This is a genomic window from Streptomyces sp. NPDC001393, from assembly GCF_053597455.1.
Genome location: NZ_JBSFIH010000010.1, coordinates 1 through 20,011, shown reverse-complemented (window position 1 = coordinate 20,011; position 20,011 = coordinate 1). Strand labels below are relative to the sequence as shown.

Annotated in this window: 17 protein-coding genes; 14 read left to right on the top strand and 3 right to left on the bottom strand. The window is 70.7% G+C overall.

The features are described 5' to 3' along the window. Positions 1-25: 25 nt before the first annotated feature. Positions 26-937: a carbohydrate kinase family protein gene (locus ACWC2T_RS14060; RefSeq protein ID WP_450670617.1), complete on the bottom strand. Its 912-nt coding sequence runs from the start codon at positions 935-937 to the stop codon at positions 26-28. After that, positions 934-2,091 carry a LacI family DNA-binding transcriptional regulator gene (locus ACWC2T_RS14055; protein ID WP_450670616.1) on the bottom strand — a complete coding sequence of 386 codons (1,158 nt, stop codon included), beginning with the start codon at positions 2,089-2,091 and terminating at the stop codon, positions 934-936. The genes ACWC2T_RS14060 and ACWC2T_RS14055 overlap by 4 nt, the downstream gene beginning before the upstream one ends. A 231-nt stretch (positions 2,092-2,322) precedes the next feature. Here ACWC2T_RS14055 and ACWC2T_RS14050 point away from each other — a divergent pair, with 231 nt between their 5' ends. Then, positions 2,323-2,751: a Rieske (2Fe-2S) protein gene (locus ACWC2T_RS14050; protein WP_450670615.1), complete on the top strand. Its 429-nt coding sequence runs from the start codon at positions 2,323-2,325 to the stop codon at positions 2,749-2,751. A 280-nt stretch (positions 2,752-3,031) separates the two neighbouring features. On the opposite strand, the gene ACWC2T_RS14045 is transcribed toward ACWC2T_RS14050, so the two are convergent. Next, entirely contained in the window at positions 3,032-3,979 is a 948-nt protein-coding gene (locus ACWC2T_RS14045) for a hypothetical protein (RefSeq protein WP_450670614.1), read from the bottom strand. A gap of 458 nt (positions 3,980-4,437) precedes the next feature. On the opposite strand from ACWC2T_RS14045, the gene ACWC2T_RS14040 reads away from it, so the two are divergent. The 13 genes from ACWC2T_RS14040 to pgi form a co-directional block, all read left to right on the top strand. Continuing rightward, entirely contained in the window at positions 4,438-4,635 is a 198-nt protein-coding gene (locus ACWC2T_RS14040) for a hypothetical protein (protein WP_450670613.1), read from the top strand. A gap of 3 nt (positions 4,636-4,638) precedes the next feature. Continuing rightward, complete coding sequence (gene uvrC, locus ACWC2T_RS14035) at positions 4,639-6,735, top strand: excinuclease ABC subunit UvrC (protein ID WP_450670612.1); 2,097 nt, start codon at positions 4,639-4,641, stop codon at positions 6,733-6,735. Then, entirely contained in the window at positions 6,732-7,751 is a 1,020-nt protein-coding gene (gene rapZ / locus ACWC2T_RS14030) for an RNase adapter RapZ (protein ID WP_450670611.1), read from the top strand. Before uvrC ends, rapZ begins: the two co-directional genes overlap by 4 nt. Further along, complete coding sequence (locus tag ACWC2T_RS14025) at positions 7,748-8,839, top strand: gluconeogenesis factor YvcK family protein (RefSeq protein ID WP_450670610.1); 1,092 nt, start codon at positions 7,748-7,750, stop codon at positions 8,837-8,839. The genes rapZ and ACWC2T_RS14025 overlap by 4 nt, the downstream gene beginning before the upstream one ends. After that, complete coding sequence (gene whiA / locus ACWC2T_RS14020; protein ID WP_067125808.1) at positions 8,830-9,819, top strand: DNA-binding protein WhiA; 990 nt, start codon at positions 8,830-8,832, stop codon at positions 9,817-9,819. The genes ACWC2T_RS14025 and whiA overlap by 10 nt, the downstream gene beginning before the upstream one ends. Before the next feature lie 173 nt (positions 9,820-9,992). Then, a complete protein-coding gene (locus tag ACWC2T_RS14015; RefSeq protein ID WP_450670609.1) occupies positions 9,993-12,956 on the top strand; it encodes a M14 family zinc carboxypeptidase in 2,964 nt (987 codons plus the stop codon). 366 nt (positions 12,957-13,322) lie between these two features. Continuing rightward, positions 13,323-14,330, top strand: a complete 1,008-nt coding sequence (gap, locus tag ACWC2T_RS14010) for a type I glyceraldehyde-3-phosphate dehydrogenase (RefSeq protein WP_069781521.1) — start codon at positions 13,323-13,325, stop codon at positions 14,328-14,330. A gap of 144 nt (positions 14,331-14,474) precedes the next feature. Beyond that, positions 14,475-15,686, top strand: coding sequence for a phosphoglycerate kinase (locus tag ACWC2T_RS14005; RefSeq protein ID WP_450670608.1), 1,212 nt, complete (start codon positions 14,475-14,477; stop codon positions 15,684-15,686). Positions 15,687-15,692: 6 nt separating this feature from the next. Beyond that, positions 15,693-16,469: a triose-phosphate isomerase gene (tpiA, locus tag ACWC2T_RS14000; RefSeq protein WP_450670607.1), complete on the top strand. Its 777-nt coding sequence runs from the start codon at positions 15,693-15,695 to the stop codon at positions 16,467-16,469. Positions 16,470-16,583: 114 nt separating this feature from the next. Next, complete coding sequence (secG, locus tag ACWC2T_RS13995) at positions 16,584-16,814, top strand: preprotein translocase subunit SecG (protein WP_388754572.1); 231 nt, start codon at positions 16,584-16,586, stop codon at positions 16,812-16,814. Between the two features lie 281 nt (positions 16,815-17,095). Further along, positions 17,096-17,383: an RNA polymerase-binding protein RbpA gene (locus tag ACWC2T_RS13990; protein WP_007448238.1), complete on the top strand. Its 288-nt coding sequence runs from the start codon at positions 17,096-17,098 to the stop codon at positions 17,381-17,383. A 180-nt stretch (positions 17,384-17,563) separates the two neighbouring features. After that, positions 17,564-18,808, top strand: coding sequence for an MFS transporter (locus ACWC2T_RS13985; RefSeq protein ID WP_450670606.1), 1,245 nt, complete (start codon positions 17,564-17,566; stop codon positions 18,806-18,808). A gap of 52 nt (positions 18,809-18,860) precedes the next feature. Continuing rightward, positions 18,861-20,011: glucose-6-phosphate isomerase (gene pgi / locus ACWC2T_RS13980; protein WP_450670605.1), on the top strand; the 1,151-nt coding region annotated here is incomplete at its 3' end.

The window sequence follows — 20,011 nt, the reverse complement described above, 5'->3', positions numbered from 1 at the left end:
AAATAGCGGAGAGAAAACGGGGCGTTCACAGATCACCGAGCTCCGTCGCGAACGGCGGCTCAGCCCCCGCTCGCGAGCAGGTGATCGCAGCCGCGCGTGCCGCGAAGCGCAGCAGCCGCGTCCAGCCCTCTGTCCCGAGGGCGGCGAGCGCTTCCTCCGACAGCGCGTCCAGGGCGGAAAGCCCGTGCAGCAAGGCCGCGTTCACCGTGTCACCGGCGCCGATGGTGTCCACCACGGCGACCTTCTCACCCGGCACGACGTGCTCCGCACCGTCCCGGGTGAACGCAGTCAGACCCTCCCCGCCCCGGGTCACCACGACGGCCGCCGGTCCCGCGGCCAGCCACTCCCGCGGGGTGCCGCCCAGCCACTCGGCGTCCTCCGCGGACAGCTTCAGCAGCGTCACCGAGGGCAGCCAGCTCTTGAAACGCGCCCGGTAGGCGTCCGCGTCCGGAATCAGCCCCGCCCGGATGTTGGGGTCGAGCGCGGTGAACAGCCCCTGCCCGGCCGCCGTGCGCATCAGCTCCTCATAGGCGCTCGCCCCCGGCTCCAGGACGAGCGAGCAGGTGCCGAAGGACACCGCGCGCGTGTCGGCGGGCAGCACGGCGGGGGCGGTGAACAGGCGGTCGGCGGTGCCGTCCACATAGAAGGAATAGGCGGCAGAGCCGCTGCCGTCGATCGTGGCCACCGCGAGCGTCGTCGGCTCCGCCCCGCGCTGCACGCCCGACACGTCCACCCCCGCCCGCCGCAGCCCGTCCAGCAGGGCCTCGCCGAAGGCGTCGCGTGAGGTCCGGGAGCAGAACGCGGTGCGTGACCCGAGCCGGCCAAGGGCCAGCGCGGTGTTGTACGGGCCGCCGCCGAGCGCCGGCTTCAGGCCTGCAAGGGCGCCGGAGCCCTGCGGTACCAGGTCTATCAGTGCCTCACCGGCGACGACGATCACGAGGCGGTTCCCTTCTCCGACGGCGTGGATGACGCGATGTGCCCGGGCTTCTCGGAGCTGCCCGGCTCCTCCGGGCACCCGCAGGACGTGCGATGGACGAACGCGCACGGCAGCCGCACTGTCCGGCTCGCCCGGCGCGGCTCGGCGAGACGGTCCAGGAGCACCTGGACGGCCAGCGTGCCCAACTCCCTGCTGGGCTGCGCGATGGCGGTGAGCCGGGGGGAGAAGAGGTCGGCCCAGGCGAAGTCGTCGAAGCAGCACAGGGCGATGTCGTCCGGGACGGACAGGCCGTGCCGGCGCAGGGCGCGCAGGGCGCCGATGGTCATGGCGTTGTTGGCGGTGACGAGTGCCGTGGGTGGTTCGGGGAGGGCGAGCAGGGCGGCCGTGGCCTGCTCGGCACCCGAGGACTCGGAGTTGCCGGACACGAGGAGCCGTTCGTCGAAGTCCAGCCCGGCGGCGCTGAGGCCGTCCCGGTAGCCGGAGACACGCTCACTGGTGGTGCTGAGCCCGGGCAGGCCCGCGACCAGGCCGATTCTGTGATGGCCTCGCCCGGCGAGATGGGTGACCAGACGGGCGGTCGGCTCGGCGCTGTCGGCGCAGACCTGGTCGTACCAGGGCGCGTCCTCGTCGCAGGCCGCGCCGGCTCCAGCACCTGTCGCAAGGCCCTCCATCGCGCCCGCATCGACCCCTGGTCCGGGAACGCCCGCATCGATCACCCGGTCCAGGAACACGGTCGGCACGGAGTGCCGGCGGAGATAGCCGACCAGTTCGTCAGGACGCGCGGAGGGAGCGACGATCACGCCGTCCACCCGGCGTTCATGGAGGAGCTGCACGACCTTGCGTTCGTGCCCGGGGTCGTCGTGCGGGTCCGTGATGAGCAGGCTGTAGCCCGCCGCCAGGGCGGCGGTCTCGACGCCCTGGAGGATCTCCGTGAAGTACGGGTTGCTGATCGCCGACACCGCCAGCCCGATGGAGCGGGTGCGGGAGGTCACCAGGGACCGCGCCAGGGTGTTCGGGGTGTAGCCGAGGGCGTCGATCGCGTCGAGCACGGCCTGGCGGGTGTGGGGCAGCACGGGGCGGGTGCCGTTCAGCACGTGCGAGACGGTCGCGACGGAGACTCCGGCGTTCCGCGCGACGTCCGCCATCGTGGGCATCGTGTCTCCTTGCCGACCGACCGAGCGCAGTCCTTCCGGCTGGGACCGTATCCCATCGACCGCCTCCGCGTAAACGCTTGCGCAAGCGATTACGCCCTTCCCTCCTTGTGCGCGCATGCGCCGCAACCCCGCTCCGGGCGCCGCTTCCCGCAGGCACCGCCCCCGCCCCGAGGCCGGCCCCTGCGCCCGGGTATCGTCGCCCTGCACACCCCTTGAGCAGTGGAGTCCCAGATGCCCGCCCGACCGTCCGCGAGCCGTCGTACCGTCCTCCGAGGGGCCGCCGTGGCCCCCGTCGCCGGGCTCGGCCTGGCAGCGTGCTCGGTTCCGGGTGAGAGTGGCTCGGTCACGGCCACTCCGACCGCGCCGGTGGACCTCGGCGCCGAGAACGAGGTCTCGAAGGGTGGCGCCAAGCTCTACCGGGACCACAACGTGGTCGTCAGCCGGGACGGGAACGGCGCGCTGAAGGCCTACAGCACGATCTGCACGCACGCCGGGTGCCCCATCAACAAGCTCCAGGGGACGACCCTGATCTGCCCCTGTCACGGCAGCCAGTTCGACGCCGTGACCGGCAAGGTGGTCCAGTCACCGGCCACCGAGCCCCTGACCGAGCTGCCCGTGAAAGCGACGAACGGCAGGATCATCGCCGGCCCGGCCGCCTGACCGGGGCGTACGGCCGCACAACACCGCCGGCGCAGTCGCGTGCGCCGTCATGCCCGGGTGCAGCAGTGCCGCCACGCCGCTGCGCCGGGCGCCGCGTCACCGCCGCTGCCGCCCCGCGTCCCACCCGCCGCCACGGCGCCGTCACGCTCGGAGACCCGTACGCCGCGCACCCGCACCCGCCACCCCGCGAGCCCTGGCTCATCGCTCGAGCGGCCGGTCCGAAACGCCCCAACACCCTTACACCCGAGGCGACTTCACTCGACGAATTCACCCGGCTCTTTCAATCCCATTCCCACGCGATGCCGACGATGCCGGGTCGGATCCGTGGTTCGACCACGTGGACGCAGTGGTGGGGGCCGGTGAGCGGCAGTTCGTGGCGGGCGCTGCGGGGGGCCGCCGCCGAGTGCTGGGTGAAGCGATGACAGCGGACCGGCAGCGCGGCCGCGTCGAACCGTACCTGGAGGGCGTACTGCCCGCCGGGGAAGCCGAAGCGGTGGAGGTACTCGCGGCAGGGTCCGGCCGTGCCGTCCTCGATGCCGTACCGGAACAGGAAGGTGTCGCCGGCGCGCAGCCGGATGTCGAAGAGCAGCTCCGCGGCCAGCACGCCGGTGTCCTGGTCCCAGCGGACACGTCCGGTGCGGCAGTTCTCCAGCGCTCGCACTCTGGTGTCGTGCGGGCGGCAGCCGGGGTCGCCATGGTGCACGGCGACGAAACGGTCGACGCCGTCGCGGTGGGCGCGCACGATGTGGTGAGCCTCGCGGCCGGCCAGCTCGCGCCGGGCGCCGATGCGGACGCATTCGTGGTGGCCCAGGGTGTGCAGCCCGCCGTCGAGGGACCAGCCGAGCTCGGCCCGGAGCCGGTCCAGGACGTCCGAGGCCTCGAGCAGGGAGCGGTAGGAGCGCCCCGCCGGCCGTCCGCCCGCTGTGCGCGCGTCGGCCTCGGCGAGCAGCCGGATCAGTGACTCGTCCGGCAGCTGGAGGATCTCCTCCAGCGCCCGTACGGCCCGTAGCGACTCCGGGCGCTGCGGGCGGCGGGCACCCTGCTGCCAGTAACTGAGGCTGGTGACCCCGACCTTGACCCCGTGGCGGGACAGATGGTGCTGGACGCGCTGGAGCGGCAGCCCGCGTGCGGCGATCGCGGCGCGCAGCGCCACATGGAAGGGGCCGCCCCGCAGGGCCGTGTCCAGTTCCGCGGTGGGGAGGTGCGCGTGCTCTGTGGCATGCCGCATGCCGGGGCGCCTTTCTGTGAGGTGTCGCTACGGCTGGTCAGGCCGCCTGCGCTGGTGTGCGGGGCCACCCCCGTGGGCGCGGTGGACGCCCCTGGCTGCGCACGCCGCACCTGTTCGAGCGCGTGCACGGCCCCGAGTTCCCCCGCATTGAAGCGTGTTGACCAGACCCCGACAACACCTCGAACCCGCCACGGCCGCCCCTGGCCGGGCCGCGGCTCCGCGCCGGGGCTTTCTGCCACGAGGGTCACGCCCGCCCCAGTCGCCCGATGGGAAGATCGACACGTGACCGGAACCTGGACCTTCGACGGCGATGCCGTGACCGGCGATCGCACGGCCCGTGACCGGTGATGGCACGCCGTGACGGAGGCGGAGGCGGTCACCGTGCCGCGGCGGCGGATCGCCGAGGGCCGGCTCGAAACCTGGCTGACCGGCCCCGTAGGGCGCCTACTGTCCGCGGTGTGCAACACCGGCAGCGTGAGACGTACCCCGACGAGGCCTCCGTGCCGCTCGACGAGGCGTTCCGGATCGTCCGGCACGTGATCGACACGGGCCTGCCGCACGGCGGACACGGGATGGGCTGTGGACAGGTGAACGGCACGGGCGTGGGCGTTGTCCACAGGCCCGACGCGGTGTCGGTGCTCGCCAGTAGGGTGTGAGACATGGCCGATCCCTCCAGCTACCGCCCCAGGCCGGGTGAGATCCCGGACTCCCCCGGGGTGTACAGGTTCCGTGACGAGCACCGCCGGGTGATCTACGTCGGAAAGGCGAAAAGCCTGCGCCAGCGCCTGGCGAACTACTTCCAGGACCTGGCGAACCTGCACCCGCGCACCCGGACGATGGTGACCACCGCCGCGTCCGTGGAATGGACCGTGGTGTCCACGGAGGTGGAGGCCCTCCAGCTGGAGTACTCCTGGATCAAGGAGTTCGACCCCCGGTTCAACGTCAAGTACCGCGACGACAAGAGCTACCCGTACCTCGCGGTGACGATGAACGAGGAGTTCCCGCGCGTGCAGGTGATGCGTGGTCACAAGAAGAAGGGCGTTCGGTACTTCGGGCCGTACGCGCACGCGTGGGCCATCCGGGACACCGTCGACCTGCTGCTGCGCGTGTTCCCGGTGCGCACCTGCTCGGCCGGCGTGTTCAAGAACGCCGCCCGCACCGGCCGCCCGTGCCTGCTCGGGTACATCGGCAAGTGCTCCGCCCCCTGCGTCGGCCGGATCAGCCCCGAGGACCACCGGGACCTGGCCGAGGAGTTCTGCGACTTCATGGCCGGCCGCACCGGCACCTACCTCCGCCGTCTGGAGAAGCAGATGACGGAGGCGGCCGAGGAGATGGAGTACGAGCGGGCGGCGCGGCTGCGCGACGACATCGAGGCCCTTCGAAAGGCCATGGAGAAGAACGCCGTCGTACTCGCCGACGCGACGGACGCCGATCTCATCGCCGTCGCCGAGGACGAGCTGGAGGCGGCCGTCCAGATCTTCCATGTGCGCGGCGGCCGGGTGCGCGGCCAGCGCGGCTGGGTGACCGACAAGGTCGAGGAGATCACCACCGGCGCCCTGGTCGAGCACGCCCTGCAGCAGCTCTACGGCGAGGAGACCGGGGACTCCGTCCCCAAGGAGGTCCTGGTCCCGGCGCTGCCCGAGCCCGTCGAACCGGTCCAGGAGTGGCTGACCGGGCGCCGCGGAGCGAACGTCTCGCTGCGCATCCCGCAGCGCGGTGACAAGAAGGCGCTCATGGAGACCGTGCAGCGCAACGCCCAGCAAGCGCTCGCGCTGCACAAGACCAAGCGCGCCTCCGACCTGACCACGCGCTCACGCGCCCTGGAGGAGATCGCCGAGGCCCTCGACCTGGACAGCGCCCCGCTGCGCATGGAGTGCTACGACATCTCCCACCTCCAGGGCGACGACGTGGTCGCCTCCATGGTGGTCTTCGAGGACGGCCTGCAGCGCAAGAGCGAGTACCGCCGCTTCCAGATCAAGGGCTTCGCGGGCCAGGACGACGTCCGCTCCATGCACGAGGTGATCACCCGCCGCTTCAGGCGGTACCTCGCCGAGAAGGAGAAGACGGGGGAGTGGGCCGACGGCTCCTGCACCGAGGACGCCCTCAGCGACGGCGACGGCACCCTCACCGGCCCGGACGAGATCACCAACTTCCTCAAGGACGACGACGGCCGTCCGAAGAAGTTCGCCTATCCGCCCCAGCTCGTCGTGGTCGACGGCGGGCAGCCCCAGGTCGCCGCGGCCCGGCGCGCCCTGGACGAGCTGGGCATCGACGACATCGCCGTCTGCGGCCTCGCCAAGCGCCTGGAGGAGGTCTGGCTGCCCGGCGACGACGACCCGGTGGTCCTGCCCCGCACCAGCGAGGGCCTCTATCTGCTCCAGCGCGTTCGTGACGAGGCCCACCGGTTCGCGATCACATACCAGCGCACCAAGCGCGCCAAGCGCTTCCGGGCCGGTCCCCTGGACGACGTCCCCGGCCTCGGCGAGACCCGCAAACAGGCGCTCATCAAGCATTTCGGCTCGGTGAAGAAGCTGCGGTCCGCCACAATCGAGGAGATCCAGGAGGTGCCCGGGATAGGCCGGAAGACGGCCGAGACCATCGCCGCGGCCCTCGCCCAGGCGGCTCCGGCCGCACCCGCCGTGAACACGGCGACCGGAGAGATCATGGATGACGGGGAACCCGATACGACGGCGGGTTCCCCGGGGGAGCCCGTAACCGCGGGCCTCCCGGACGAACGACGGGGGCAGGAGAGATGACCGAGCACGACGAACAGCCCACAGCAGAGCGAGATCGGGCCCACACGGAAGCGGGGCAGGATCAGCCGCACCCCGCGGCCGGCGAGCAGCCCGCGGCCCAGGAAAACGGAGCACAGGTGAGCACGGACGGTACGCCGGCCGCAGGCCCGGAGGCGGCCATCCCCGAGCTGGTGATCATCTCCGGCATGTCCGGAGCCGGACGGTCGACGGCGGCGAAGTGTCTGGAGGACCTCGGCTGGTTCGTCGTGGACAACCTCCCGCCCGCCCTCATCCCCACCATGGTGGAGCTGGGCGCCCGCTCACAGGGCAATGTGGCGCGGATCGCGGTCGTGGTGGATGTACGCGGCCGGCGCTTCTTCGACAACCTGCGCGAATCCCTCGCCGACCTCGACACCCGGGGCGTCACCCGGCGGATCGTCTTCCTCGAGTCCTCCGACGAGGCCTTGGTGCGCCGCTTCGAGTCGGTGCGCCGCCCGCACCCGCTGCAGGGCGACGGCCGCATCGTGGACGGCATCGCCGCCGAACGCGAGCTGCTGCGCGAGCTGCGCGGCGACGCCGACCTGGTGATCGACACCTCCAGCCTGAACGTGCACGAGCTGCGCGCCAAGATGGACGCCCAGTTCGCCGGCGAGGAGGAGCCCGAGCTGCGGGCCACCGTGATGTCCTTCGGCTTCAAGTACGGCCTCCCGGTCGACGCCGACCTGGTCGCGGACATGCGGTTCCTGCCCAACCCGCACTGGGTCCCGGAGCTGCGCCCCTTCACCGGTCTCAACGAGGAGGTCGCCGCCTATGTCTTCAACCAGCCGGGCGCGAAGGACTTCCTCGACCGGTACGCGGAACTGCTGCGCCTGATCGCGGCGGGCTACCGGCGCGAGGGCAAGCGGTATGTGACGATCGCCATCGGCTGTACCGGCGGCAAGCACCGCTCGGTCGCGATGTCGGAGAAGCTCGCCGCGCGTCTCGCGGCCGAGGGCGTGGAGACGGTGGTCGTACACCGGGACATGGGACGGGAATGACGGAACGTACACGGCGGCTCGGCAGGCTGCGCCGGATGGTGCCGGAGGGGCGCGCCAGCCGTGCCACGACCGAGGGAGCGGCCCGCCCCGCCGAAGCCCGCGGCGGCCGGCCCCGCCGCCGGGGCGCCCAGCCGAAGGTGGTCGCGCTCGGCGGCGGCATGGGTCTGTCCGCCTCGCTCGCCGCGCTGCGCCGGATCACCGGTGATCTCACCGCCGTCGTCACCGTGGCCGACGACGGTGGCTCCAGCGGCCGGCTGCGCGACGAGCTGGGCGTGCTGCCGCCCGGCGACCTGCGCAAGGCGCTGGCCGCACTGTGCGGCGACGACGAGTGGGGCCAGACCTGGGCCCGGGTCATCCAGCACCGCTTCCAGTCCCAGGGCGATCTGCACGAGCACGCGGTCGGCAACCTGCTGATCGTCGCCCTGTGGGAGCAGCTCGGCGACCATGTGCAGGCCCTGGACCTGGTCGGCAAACTGCTCGGCGCGCACGGCCGGGTGCTGCCCATGTCCGCCGTACCGCTGGAGCTGCAGGCCCTGGTCAAGGGGCACGACCCCAAGCGCCCGGACGAGGTGGACACCGTGCGCGGGCAGGCGAATGTCGCCCTCACGACCGGCGAGGTCCAGTCGGTGCACCTGGTGCCGCACGACCCGCCGGCCGTGCCCGAGGCCGTTGCGGCGGTCCTGGACGCCGACTGGGTGGTGCTCGGCCCCGGCTCCTGGTTCTCCTCGGTGATCCCGCACCTGCTCGTCCCCGAGCTGCTGGACGCCCTCACCGAGACCAAGGCACGCAAGGTGCTGTCGTTGAACCTCGCCCCGCAGCCGGGAGAAACCGAGGGCTTCTCCCCGCAGCGTCATTTGGAGGTTTTGGGCCGACACGCCCCTAAACTCGCCCTGGACGTGGTGCTGGCCGACGAGGCCGCCGTGCCCGATCGCGACTCGCTCACCGAGGCCGCCAAGCGGCTGGGAGCCGCGGTCGAGCTGGCGCCGGTGGCCCGGACCGACGGAACACCCCGGCACGACCCGGAGCTGTTGGCCGCCGCGTACGACCGTATTTTTCGGATGCATGGAAGGATCGGCCCATGGCGATGACGGCAGCGGTGAAGGACGAGATCTCCCGGCTACCCGTCACCCGGACCTGCTGCAGGAAGGCGGAGGTCTCCGCCATCCTGCGGTTCGCCGGCGGCCTTCACCTGGTGAGCGGGCGCATCGTGATCGAGGCGGAGCTGGACACCGCGATGGCGGCCCGCCGTCTCAAGCGGGACATCCTGGAGATCTTCGGCCACAGCTCCGAGCTGATCGTGATGGCGCCCGGCGGGCTGCGCCGCGGCTCGCGCTATGTCGTACGTGTCGTCGCGGGCGGCGACCAGCTGGCCCGTCAGACGGGGCTGGTGGACGGCCGGGGCCGTCCGATCCGCGGCCTGCCCCCGCAGGTGGTCTCCGGGGCCACCTGTGACGCGGAGGCGGCCTGGCGCGGCGCCTTCCTGGCGCACGGCTCGCTGACCGAGCCCGGTCGTTCCTCCTCCCTGGAGGTGACCTGCCCGGGCCCGGAGGCCGCGCTCGCGCTGGTCGGCGCCGCCCGCCGGCTGTCGATCGCCGCGAAGGCCCGTGAGGTGCGGGGCGTGGACCGGGTGGTCGTCCGCGACGGCGACGCGATCGGCGCGCTGCTGACCCGGCTCGGCGCGCACGAGTCGGTGCTGGCCTGGGAGGAGCGCCGGATGCGCCGCGAGGTGCGGGCGACGGCCAACCGGCTCGCCAACTTCGACGACGCCAACCTGCGCCGTTCGGCCCGGGCCGCCGTGGCCGCCGGTGCGCGGGTGCAGCGGGCGCTGGAGATCCTGGGCGAGGAGGTCCCCGAGCACCTCGCCGCCGCCGGACGCCTGCGCATGGAGCACAAGCAGGCCTCGCTGGAGGAGCTGGGCGCGCTCGCCGACCCGCCGCTGACGAAGGACGCGGTCGCGGGCCGTATCCGCCGCCTGCTGGCCATGGCCGACAAGCGCGCCGCCGACCTGGGCATCCCGGGCACGGAGGCGAACCTCAGTGAGGAGCTGGCGGACAACCTGGCCGGCTGAGCCGGCGGGGCCAACGGGCCGGTGCCGAGGGCCAGTTGAGGCCTGGGCACCGGCCTTCGCGTACCCGGCGAACCGTCAGGTGCGTGGCCGTTAGGCGCTCTTGACTCGATCTTTGACTGACATGAGCCTGGCAACCTGTTCGCCGCTGTGGCGGACCACCGCTAGGGGGGTTCATGAGACACAGAGCGAGATCGATCCTCGCTGTCGGCGCGCTCCTGATCGGCGGAGCGAGCCTCGCACCCGTAGCCCAGGCACGGAGCGGAAGCCCGGCGCGGTCCGACCCGGACGCGGTCAAGGTCTTCCGTGCCGAGGTCACCAAGCAGCAGATACCCCTGCTTCTCAAGGCCGGTCAGGACGGTGACGAACTCGCCGAGCAGGCCGCCGGGGGCGGAAAGGCCGGGAAATCCGAGGTCGAGGTCTACCTCACCGACCAGCAGGCCGCGAAACTCCGCGAACAGGGCGTCGACCTCACCGAGCACACCGTGCCGGCCAAGGCACGGGCGCTCATCGAGAAGGCCTCCCAGGGCGTGTTCCGCCCCTACGGCGGAAGCGGCGGACTCAAGCAGGAGATCCTCCGCACCGCCCAGGCCAACCCGGGTCTGACCAAGGTCGAGTCCATCGGAAAGACGGTCGACGGCCAGGACATCCTCGCCCTCAAATTGACCAGGGGAGCCAGGAAGACGAAGGACGGCTCCAAGCCGTCCGTGCTGTATCTGTCCAACCAGCACGCCCGTGAGTGGATCACTCCGGAGATGACCCGGCGCCTGATGCACTACTACCTGGACCGCTACAGGACCGACCAGCGCATCCGGAGGATCGTCGACTCCACCGAGCTGTGGTTCGTCATCTCGGCCAACCCCGACGGCTACGACTACACGTTCAAGAACTCCACGACCCGCCTGTGGCGCAAGAACCTGCGGGACGTCAACGGCGACGGTGTCATCGGCACGGGTGACGGCGTCGACCTCAACCGCAACTTCCCCTACAAGTGGGACTACGACGACGAGGGTTCGTCCCCCGACCCCACCAGCGAGACCTACCGCGGCGCGAGCCCCGAGTCCGAGCCCGAGACGAAGGCGCTGGACGGCTTCGAGAAACGCGTCGGGTTCCGGTACGCCGTCAACTACCACTCCGCCGCCGAACTCCTCCTCTACGGCGTCGGCTGGCAGGTCGCCACCCCCACCCCGGACGACGTCCTCTACAAGGCACTCGCCGGCACCCCGGACAACCCGGCCATCCCCGGCTACCGTTCGCAGGTCTCCTCGGAGCTGTACACCACCAACGGCGAGGCGGACGGGCACGCGTCGAACGTCAACGGCATCGCCATGTTCACCCCCGAGATGTCGACCTGCCAGACCGCGTCGGCCATCGACCCGAACGACGCCTGGAAGCCCGAGGACTGCCAGTCGGTCTTCAACTTCCCCGACGACGAGAAGCTGATCCAGCAGGAGTTCGCCAAGAACATCCCGTTCGCGCTCTCCGTCGCCGAGACCGCCGTGCACCCGGACAGCCCCGTCTCCTCGGTCGGGCTGAGCGCCGCCGACTTCACCCCGGCCACGTTCCCCACGTCGTACGCGCGGGGTGCGGACCAGGAGGTCTCCGTCGTCGTCCGCAAGGCGATCCGCGACAAGGAGCTGAAGTACCGCGTCAACGGTGGCCGTACCCACGACCGGGCCCTGCGGCGCTGGAAGGGCGGCCGGACCTACGGCGGCCACGACGACCTGTACTTCGACGAGTACCGGGCCAGGGTGCAGGGCGGCAAGCCGGGCGACACGGTGGAGGTCTGGTTCACCGGCGAGACGAAGGACGGCAGGAAGGTCGCCGGCTCGCACTTCACGTACACCGTCGCCGAGCGGCCGAAGGCCGACACGCTCGTCGTCGCCGAGGAGGGCGCGGCCGCGACCCAGGCGCAGAAGTACGTGGACGCCGTCAGGGCGGCCGGACACACGGCGATGGTGTGGGACGTCGCCACCCAGGGAGCCCCCCACGCGCTCGGCGTACTGAAGCACTTCAAGACGGTCGTGCACTACTCGGGCGCCGCCGGCCCCGGCAACGCCACCCAGCTCCAGCTGCGCGCCTACCTCAACGAGGGCGGCCGGCTGATCGAGGCCGGTGAACAGGCCGGCGGCAGCGTCGACCTCGGCGACGGCACCCTCTCGGACGACTTCAGCCAGTACTACTTGGGCGCCTACAGCCGTACGACGACCAAGGGAGCCACCGGCTTCACCGGCACCGGCGCCCTGGACGGCTACTCCGGTGCCCTCGGCGACGCACCGGGCAACCCGCTGGAGGCGGCCGGCACCTACGGCGTCACCTCGGACGAGCTTCCGGTGTCCGCGTACCCGCAGTTCAAGAGCGCGGGCGCGGGCCGGTTCGCCGGGACGGCCGACCCCTACGGGCCGTATGCCGGGTCGTACATGGCCGCCGCCGTGCACACCGACAACGCCTACAAGCGCCTCACCCGCACCTTCGACCTCACCGGTGTCAGCGCCGCCGACAAGCCGGCCCTGCGCACCCGGCTGCTGTGGGACACCGAGCCGGGCTACGACCACGCGGTGATCGAGGCGCACACCGTCGGCGCCGACGACTGGACCACGCTGCCGGAGAGCGGGGGCGCCACGAGGACGGCCGTGCCGGCGGACTGCGGGCAGGGGTTCCTGATCGCCGAGCATCCGTGGCTGAAGCACTACCTGACACTGGCGAACAACGCCTGCACCGCGAGTGGTACGACCGGCTCCTGGAACAGCCTCACCGGCAGCTCCGGCGGCTGGCAGCAGGTCAGCTTCGACCTGAGCGCCTACGCCGGGAAGTCCGTCGAGGTCTCGATCAGCTACATCACCGACTCGGGCACCGGCGGACACGGCGTGCTCGCGGACGACGCCTCGCTCGTCGTCGGCGGAACGGTGAAGGAGACCGAGGGATTCGAGTCGTCCCTGGGCGCCTGGCACGTGGCCGGACCGCCCGCGGGCAGCCCGCCGGCGGTGAAGGACTGGGTGCGCTCCGGGGCGCTGTTCCAGACCTACGGAGCGGTCACCACGGACCACACCGTGCTGCTCGGTTTCGGCCTGGAACGGGTGTCGTCGGCGGCCGACCGGGCAGCCCTGGTGAGGAAGGCGATGGCGGCGCTCAGCGAGTGAGGGGCGCCACGTCCGACGAGTGAGGGGCGCCACGTTGACAGATCCCGCTCGCCTTGTTCCAACAGGTGAGCGGGAGCCCTCTCAACGGTGCGCGGAAGGGGTCCTGATCAAGTGAGCCGACCCGCTCACGAACGAGTGAAGAGGGCGCAAAAACCGCCCGGCATTCCGTACTAAATACGAGTGAATCCACTGCCGATCCGGGGCGGTCCGTACCTCTACTGGCGGGTACGGAATGCCTGCCCGTGTATGGGCCATCTCGATGTCACTCCGGGGCCCTCCGGGAGGTAGGGTCGGTGGTGGTCGGGGACATCCCAAACAGAGCTCGCCGGCACCGCATGGCCGGCGTACCAACGAGGAGATCGGTTCGTGACGATCCGCGTAGGCATCAACGGCTTCGGCCGCATCGGGCGTAACTACTTCCGCGCGCTGCTGGAGCAGGGGGCGGACATCGAGGTTGTGGCTGTCAACGACCTGGGTGACACCGCGACCACCGCTCACCTGCTCAAGTACGACACGATCCTGGGTCGCCTCAAGCAGGAGGTCTCCCACACGGCCGACACCATCACCGTGGACGGCCACACCATCAAGGTGCTCTCCGAGCGCAACCCGGCCGACATCCCCTGGGGCGAGCTGGGCGTCGACATCGTCATCGAGTCGACCGGCATCTTCACCAAGAAGGAAGACGCCGCCAAGCACATCGCCGGCGGCGCGAAGAAGGTCCTCATCTCGGCCCCGGCCAAGGACGAGGACATCACCATCGTGATGGGCGTCAACCAGGACAAGTACGACCCGGCGAACCATCACGTCATCTCCAACGCCTCCTGCACCACCAACTGTGTGGCCCCGATGGCGAAGGTCCTCGACGAGAACTTCGGCATCGTCAAGGGTCTGATGACCACGGTGCACGCGTACACGAACGACCAGCGCATCCTGGACTTCCCGCACAAGGACCTGCGCCGCGCCCGCGCCGCCGCCGAGAACATCATCCCGACCACCACCGGTGCCGCGAAGGCCACCGCCCTGGTCCTGCCGCAGCTCAAGGGCAAGCTGGACGGCATCGCCATGCGCGTCCCGGTCCCGACCGGCTCGGTCACCGACCTGGTCGTGGAGCTCGGCCGCGAGGTCACCAAGGAAGAGGTCAACGCCGCCTTCCAGAAGGCCGCCGAGGGCGAGCTCAAGGGCCTCCTCGACTACACCGAGGACCCGATCGTCTCCTCCGACATCGTCAACGCCCCGGCCTCCTGCACCTTCGACTCCTCCCTGACCATGGTCCAGGAGGGCAAGAACGTGAAGGTCATCGGCTGGTACGACAACGAGTGGGGCTACTCCAACCGCCTCGTGGACCTCACGGTCTTCGTCGGCAACCAGCTCTGATCGCCGCAGATCGCAGCAGCAGGACCGTGAAGTGAGAGCAGGGCTCGGGCAGCGCACCGCCGCGCTGTCCGGGCCCTGTCTCGCGTACGGACCACGTCCTTTTACGATCAGGTGCACCACGAGCCCTCCTTTGGAGTCCACTCAATGAAGACGATCGACGAACTTCTCGCCGCCGGCGTGAGCGGCAAGCGGGTCTTCGTCCGCGCCGACCTCAACGTGCCGCTGGAAAACGGCACCATCACCGACGACGGCCGGATCCGCGCCGTGCTGCCCACCGTCAAGGCCCTCGCGGACGCGGGCGCCAAGGTGGTCGTCGCCTCGCACCTGGGCCGTCCCAAGGGCGCCCCGGACCCCGCTTTCTCCCTCGCTCCGGCCGCCTCCCGCCTGGGTGAACTCCTCGGCTCCGCCGTGGCCTTCGCGACCGACACCGTCGGCCCCTCCGCCCAGGACACGGTCGCGGGCCTCGCCGACGGCCAGGTGGCCGTCCTGGAGAACCTGCGCTTCAACCCCGGCGAGACCTCCAAGGACGACGCCGAGCGCGCCGCCTTCGCCGACCAGCTCGCCGCTCTCGCCGACGTCTACGTCGGTGACGGCTTCGGTGCCGTGCACCGGGGGCACGCCTCGGTCTACGACCTGGCGAAGAAGCTGCCGCACTACGCCGGCTACCTCATCGCCACCGAGGTCGGCGTCCTGAAGCAGCTCACCGAGGACGTCAAGCGCCCCTACGTCGTCGCGCTCGGCGGCGCCAAGGTCTCCGACAAGCTCGCCGTCATCGACCAGCTGCTCGGCAAGGCCGACCGTCTGCTCATCGGCGGCGGTATGGCCTACACCTTCCTCAAAGCCAAGGGCTACGAGGTCGGGATCTCCCTCCTGCAGGAGGACCAGATCCCGGCCGTCACGGAGTACATGGAGCGTGCCGAGAAGCAGGGCGTCGAGCTGGTGCTCCCCGTCGACGTCCTGGTCTCCCGGGAGTTCCCGGACCTGAAGACCAAGGCGCCGTCCGAGTACACCGTGGTCGACGCGGACAAGATCCCCGCCGACCAGGAGGGCCTGGACATCGGCCCGAAGACCCGGGAGCTGTACGCCTCGAAGCTCGCCGACGCCGCGACCGTCTTCTGGAACGGTCCCATGGGCGTCTTCGAGCACCCCGACTACGCCCAGGGCACCTCCGCGGTCGCCCGGGCCCTCGTCGACTCGGACGGCTTCACCGTCGTCGGCGGCGGTGACTCCGCCGCGGCCGTGCGTACGCTCGGCTTCGACGAGAACGCATTCGGCCACATCTCGACCGGCGGCGGCGCGTCCCTCGAATACCTCGAGGGCAAGACGCTCCCCGGCCTCGCCGCACTGGAGGACTGACCCCGCATGACCACCCGCACGCCGCTGATGGCGGGCAACTGGAAGATGAACCTCAACCACCTCGAGGCCATCGCACACGTCCAGAAGCTCGCCTTCGCCCTGTCCGACAAGGACTACGAGGCCGTCGAGGTCGCCGTCCTGCCGCCCTTCACCGACCTGCGCACGGTGCAGACCCTGGTCGAGGGCGACAAGCTCAGGCTGAAGTACGGCGCCCAGGACATCTCCCAGCACGAGGTCGGCGCCTACACCGGCGAGATCTCCGGCCCGATGCTGGCCAAGCTGAGGTGCACCTACGTGGTCGTCGGCCACTCCGAGCGCCGGCAGTACCACAACGAGACCGACGAGCTGGTCAACGCCAAGGTCAAGGCCGCCTACAAGCACGGCCTCACCCCGATCCTGTGCGTCGGCGAGGAGCTGGACGTCCGCGAGGCGGGCAACCACGTCACCCACACCCTCGCCCAGGTCGAGGGCGGTCTGAAGGACCTCCCGGCCGAGCAGGCCGAGACCGTCGTGATCGCCTACGAGCCCGTGTGGGCCATCGGCACCGGCAAGGTCTGCGGCGCCGACGACGCCCAGGAGGTCTGCGCGGCCATCCGCGCCAAGATCGCCGAGCTGTACTCCCAGGACGTGGCCGACAAGGTCCGCATCCAGTACGGCGGCTCCGTGAAGGCCGGCAACGTCGCCGAGATCATGGCCAAGGCCGACATCGACGGCGCCCTGGTCGGCGGCGCCTCGCTGGACGCCGACGAGTTCGTCAAGATCGTGCGTTTCCGCGATCAGTGACGCACGCTGTGAGTAGGCGCTAGCGGCGATACGTCGTACTCTTGCGGGGGCACCGCCGACGTGCTGTGCCCCCGTCGTCCATCCGAATCCGAGGAAGTTGGTCCAGCCGTGGTTTTGGGGTTCTCGATCGCCCTGATCGTCTTCAGCCTGCTGCTGATGCTGCTGGTGCTGATGCACAAGGGGAAGGGCGGCGGCCTCTCCGACATGTTCGGTGGTGGCATGGCGTCGTCCGTCGGCGGCTCCTCGGTCGCCGAGCGCAACCTCGACCGGATCACCATCGTGGTCGGCCTGCTGTGGTTCGCGTGCATCATTGTCCTCGGCATCCTCATGAAGACGAACAGCTGAGGACGAACAGCCGGCGACACCCGCGCAGCACACACATCACGCATATTCGGTACGTAAGGCCCCATGTTCGGTACGCGCTCCTGGGCGCGGCCTATCATGGGGCTTGCGTCTGGGAGCGGGGCCCTTGTAACTCCAATCACTGGACGCGCGTTGGGCCTTACGTAGACTGAGGCGCTCGCAGCGAAGCGAAACGCCGACTCGCTTCGCGGCACCATCACGCAGGGAGTTACACCGTGGCAAGTGGCAACGCGATCCGAGGAAGCCGGGTCGGGGCGGGGCCGATGGGCGAGGCCGAGCGCGGCGAGTCCGCGCCGCGTCTGCGCATCTCCTTCTGGTGCTCCAACGGGCACGAGACGCAGCCCAGCTTCGCCAGCGACGCGCAGGTGCCCGAGACCTGGGACTGCCCGCGCTGCGGCTTCCCGGCCGGACAGGACCGGGACAACCCGCCGGACCCGCCGCGCACCGAGCCGTACAAGACGCACCTTGCGTACGTACGGGAGCGGCGCAGCGACGCGGACGGCGAGGCGATCCTCGCCGAGGCGCTCGCCAAACTGCGCGGCGAGATCTAGCACTTGACACCGGCCGGGCGCCTTGAGGTGCCTGGCCGGAGCCGTATCCGCCCCCATCGGCCGGTCGATTGTCAGTGGCTCCCTCTACCTTGTGTCCATGGGCGCCTTGTGTCCATGGGCGCCATGTGTCCATGGGCGCTTTGTGAGGGGGGAGCTGTGGCGACGGTCGAGGAAGGGCGCATGCGGGCGCCCGTGTGGCGCGGGGGATTCGGGCGGCTGTGGACGGCTGCCGTGGTCTCCCGGTTCGGGGACGCGTTACGGACCTCCGCGCTGCCCCTGCTCGCGGTGCGGCTCAGCGACGAACCCCTGGTCATCGCCTCGGTGACGGCCTGTGGGTATGTGCCGTGGCTGCTGTTCGGGCTGCTCGGCGGGGCCATGGCCGACCGGGTCGACGGGCGGCGGGCGATGTGGGCCGTGGACACGGTCCGCGGCCTGCTGGTGGCCGCATTCGCCGTGGCCGTGGGACTGGGCCATGCCTCGATCCCTCTGCTGCTCGCCCTCGCCTTCGTGTTGACCACGCTCCAGACCCTCTTCGACAACGCCGCCACGGCCCTGCTGCCCGCGCTCGTGGACCGCGCGGCCCTGGGCGGTGCCAACGCCCGGCTGATGACCGGCCAGCAGATCGCCGGCGGCCTGCTCGCCGCCCCGCTGGTGCCGCTGCTGCTGGCGGCGGGCGCGTTCATGCCCTTCGCGGCCGACGCGAGCACCTTCCTGGCGGCCGCCGCGCTGGTGGCGTCCCTGCGGATACGTCCGCCGGAGCGCGCGCCGCGCCCCGCGGGCAGCACCCTGCGGACGGAGATCGGTGCGGGCCTGCGCGCCCTGTGGGGCGACCGGGCACTGCGCGCGACCTGTGTGGCCACGCTGCTGTGCAACATCGGCATGGGCGCCCTGATCGCCACCCTGGCACTGCACGTGACGCGCTGGCTGGACGCGGGCAACGCCGGATACGCGGCCGCGATGACGGCGTTCTCGGTGGGCAGCATCACGGGCGGATTCGTCGCGCAGCGCATCGCGCGCCGCACCGGCCGAGTGCGGGCGCTGCTCGTCGCCGGCACGGTTCAGACGGCGTCGTTGCTGCTCATCGGATCCGTCCGGTACCTGGCCGCGCTCGTCACCGGCATGCTGCTGCTCGGCGCCATGAACATGGTGTGGAACGTCAACCAGGTCACCCTGATGCAGCAGCGCAGCCCCGAGGAGATGGTGGGCCGTATCGCCTCCGCCTTCCGCACGTCCTCGACCTCCGGCGCCCCGCTCGGCGCCCTCCTCGGCGGAGTGGCGGCCCGGACGTACGGGCTGAACGGACCGGCCCTGCTGGCCGCCGCCCTCTTCGCCCTCGCCGTCACCTCGCTGATACCGGCCCGCAAGCCGGACGTACCTGTTGTTGCGCCGCAGGACGGCGTCACGACGGCTCGTAGCGCGCAGTGATCAACTAGGTTGGAACAGCTGGGACAGGCACGAAAGAAGGCGGAAGTCGGAAATGAACGCAGACGGCCGTACCAGGCTCAACCAGACGCCCGAGTGGACCGCTCTCGCCAAGCACCGGGAGGAGCTGGCCGACACCCATCTCAGGGAGCTGTTCGCCGGCGACCCCGGGCGCGGCGAGGGGTACACGCTCCAGGTCGGCGATCTGTACGTCGACTACTCCAAGCACCTGGTCACCGACGAGACGCTGCGGCTGCTGCGCGAGCTGGCCGCCGCGACGGACGTGTTCGGCCTGCGGGACGCCATGTTCCGCGGCGAGAAGATCAACGTCACCGAGAACCGTGCGGTGCTGCACACCGCGCTGCGCGCCCCGCGCGACGCGGTGATCGAGGTCGACGGGGAGAACGTGGTCCCGAAGGTCCACGCCGTCCTCGACAAGATGAGCGACTTCGCCGACCGCGTCCGCTCCGGTGACTGGACCGGCCACACCGGCAAGCGCATCAAGAACGTGGTCAACGTCGGCATCGGCGGCTCCGACCTGGGCCCCGCGATGGCCTACGAGGTGCTGCGCAGCTTCACCGACCGCGGCCTGACGGTCCGCTTCGTCTCCAACGTGGACGGCGCCGACCTGCACGAGGCCACCCGTGACCTGGACCCGGCCGAGACGCTGTTCATCATCGCCTCCAAGACCTTCACCACCATCGAGACCATCACCAACGCCACCTCCGCCCGAAAGTGGCTGGTGGACGCGCTCGGTGACGAGAAGGCCGTCGCCCGGCACTTCGTGGCGCTGTCCACGAACGCCGAGAAGGTCACCGGGTTCGGCATCGACCCGGCCAACATGTTCGAGTTCTGGGACTGGGTCGGCGGCCGGTACTCGTACGACTCCGCGATCGGCCTGTCCCTGATGATCGCGATCGGACCCGACCGGTTCCGGGAGATGCTCGACGGCTTCCGCCTGGTCGACGACCACTTCCGCACCGCTCCCGCCGAGGCCAACGCGCCCCTGCTGCTGGGCCTGCTGGGCATCTGGTACGGCAACTTCCACGACGCCCAGTCGCACGCGGTGCTGCCGTACAGCCACTACCTGTCGAAGTTCACCGCCTACCTCCAGCAGCTGGACATGGAGTCCAACGGCAAGTACGTGGCGCGGGACGGCCGGCCGGTGGAGTGGCAGACGGGGCCGGTGGTGTGGGGCACGCCGGG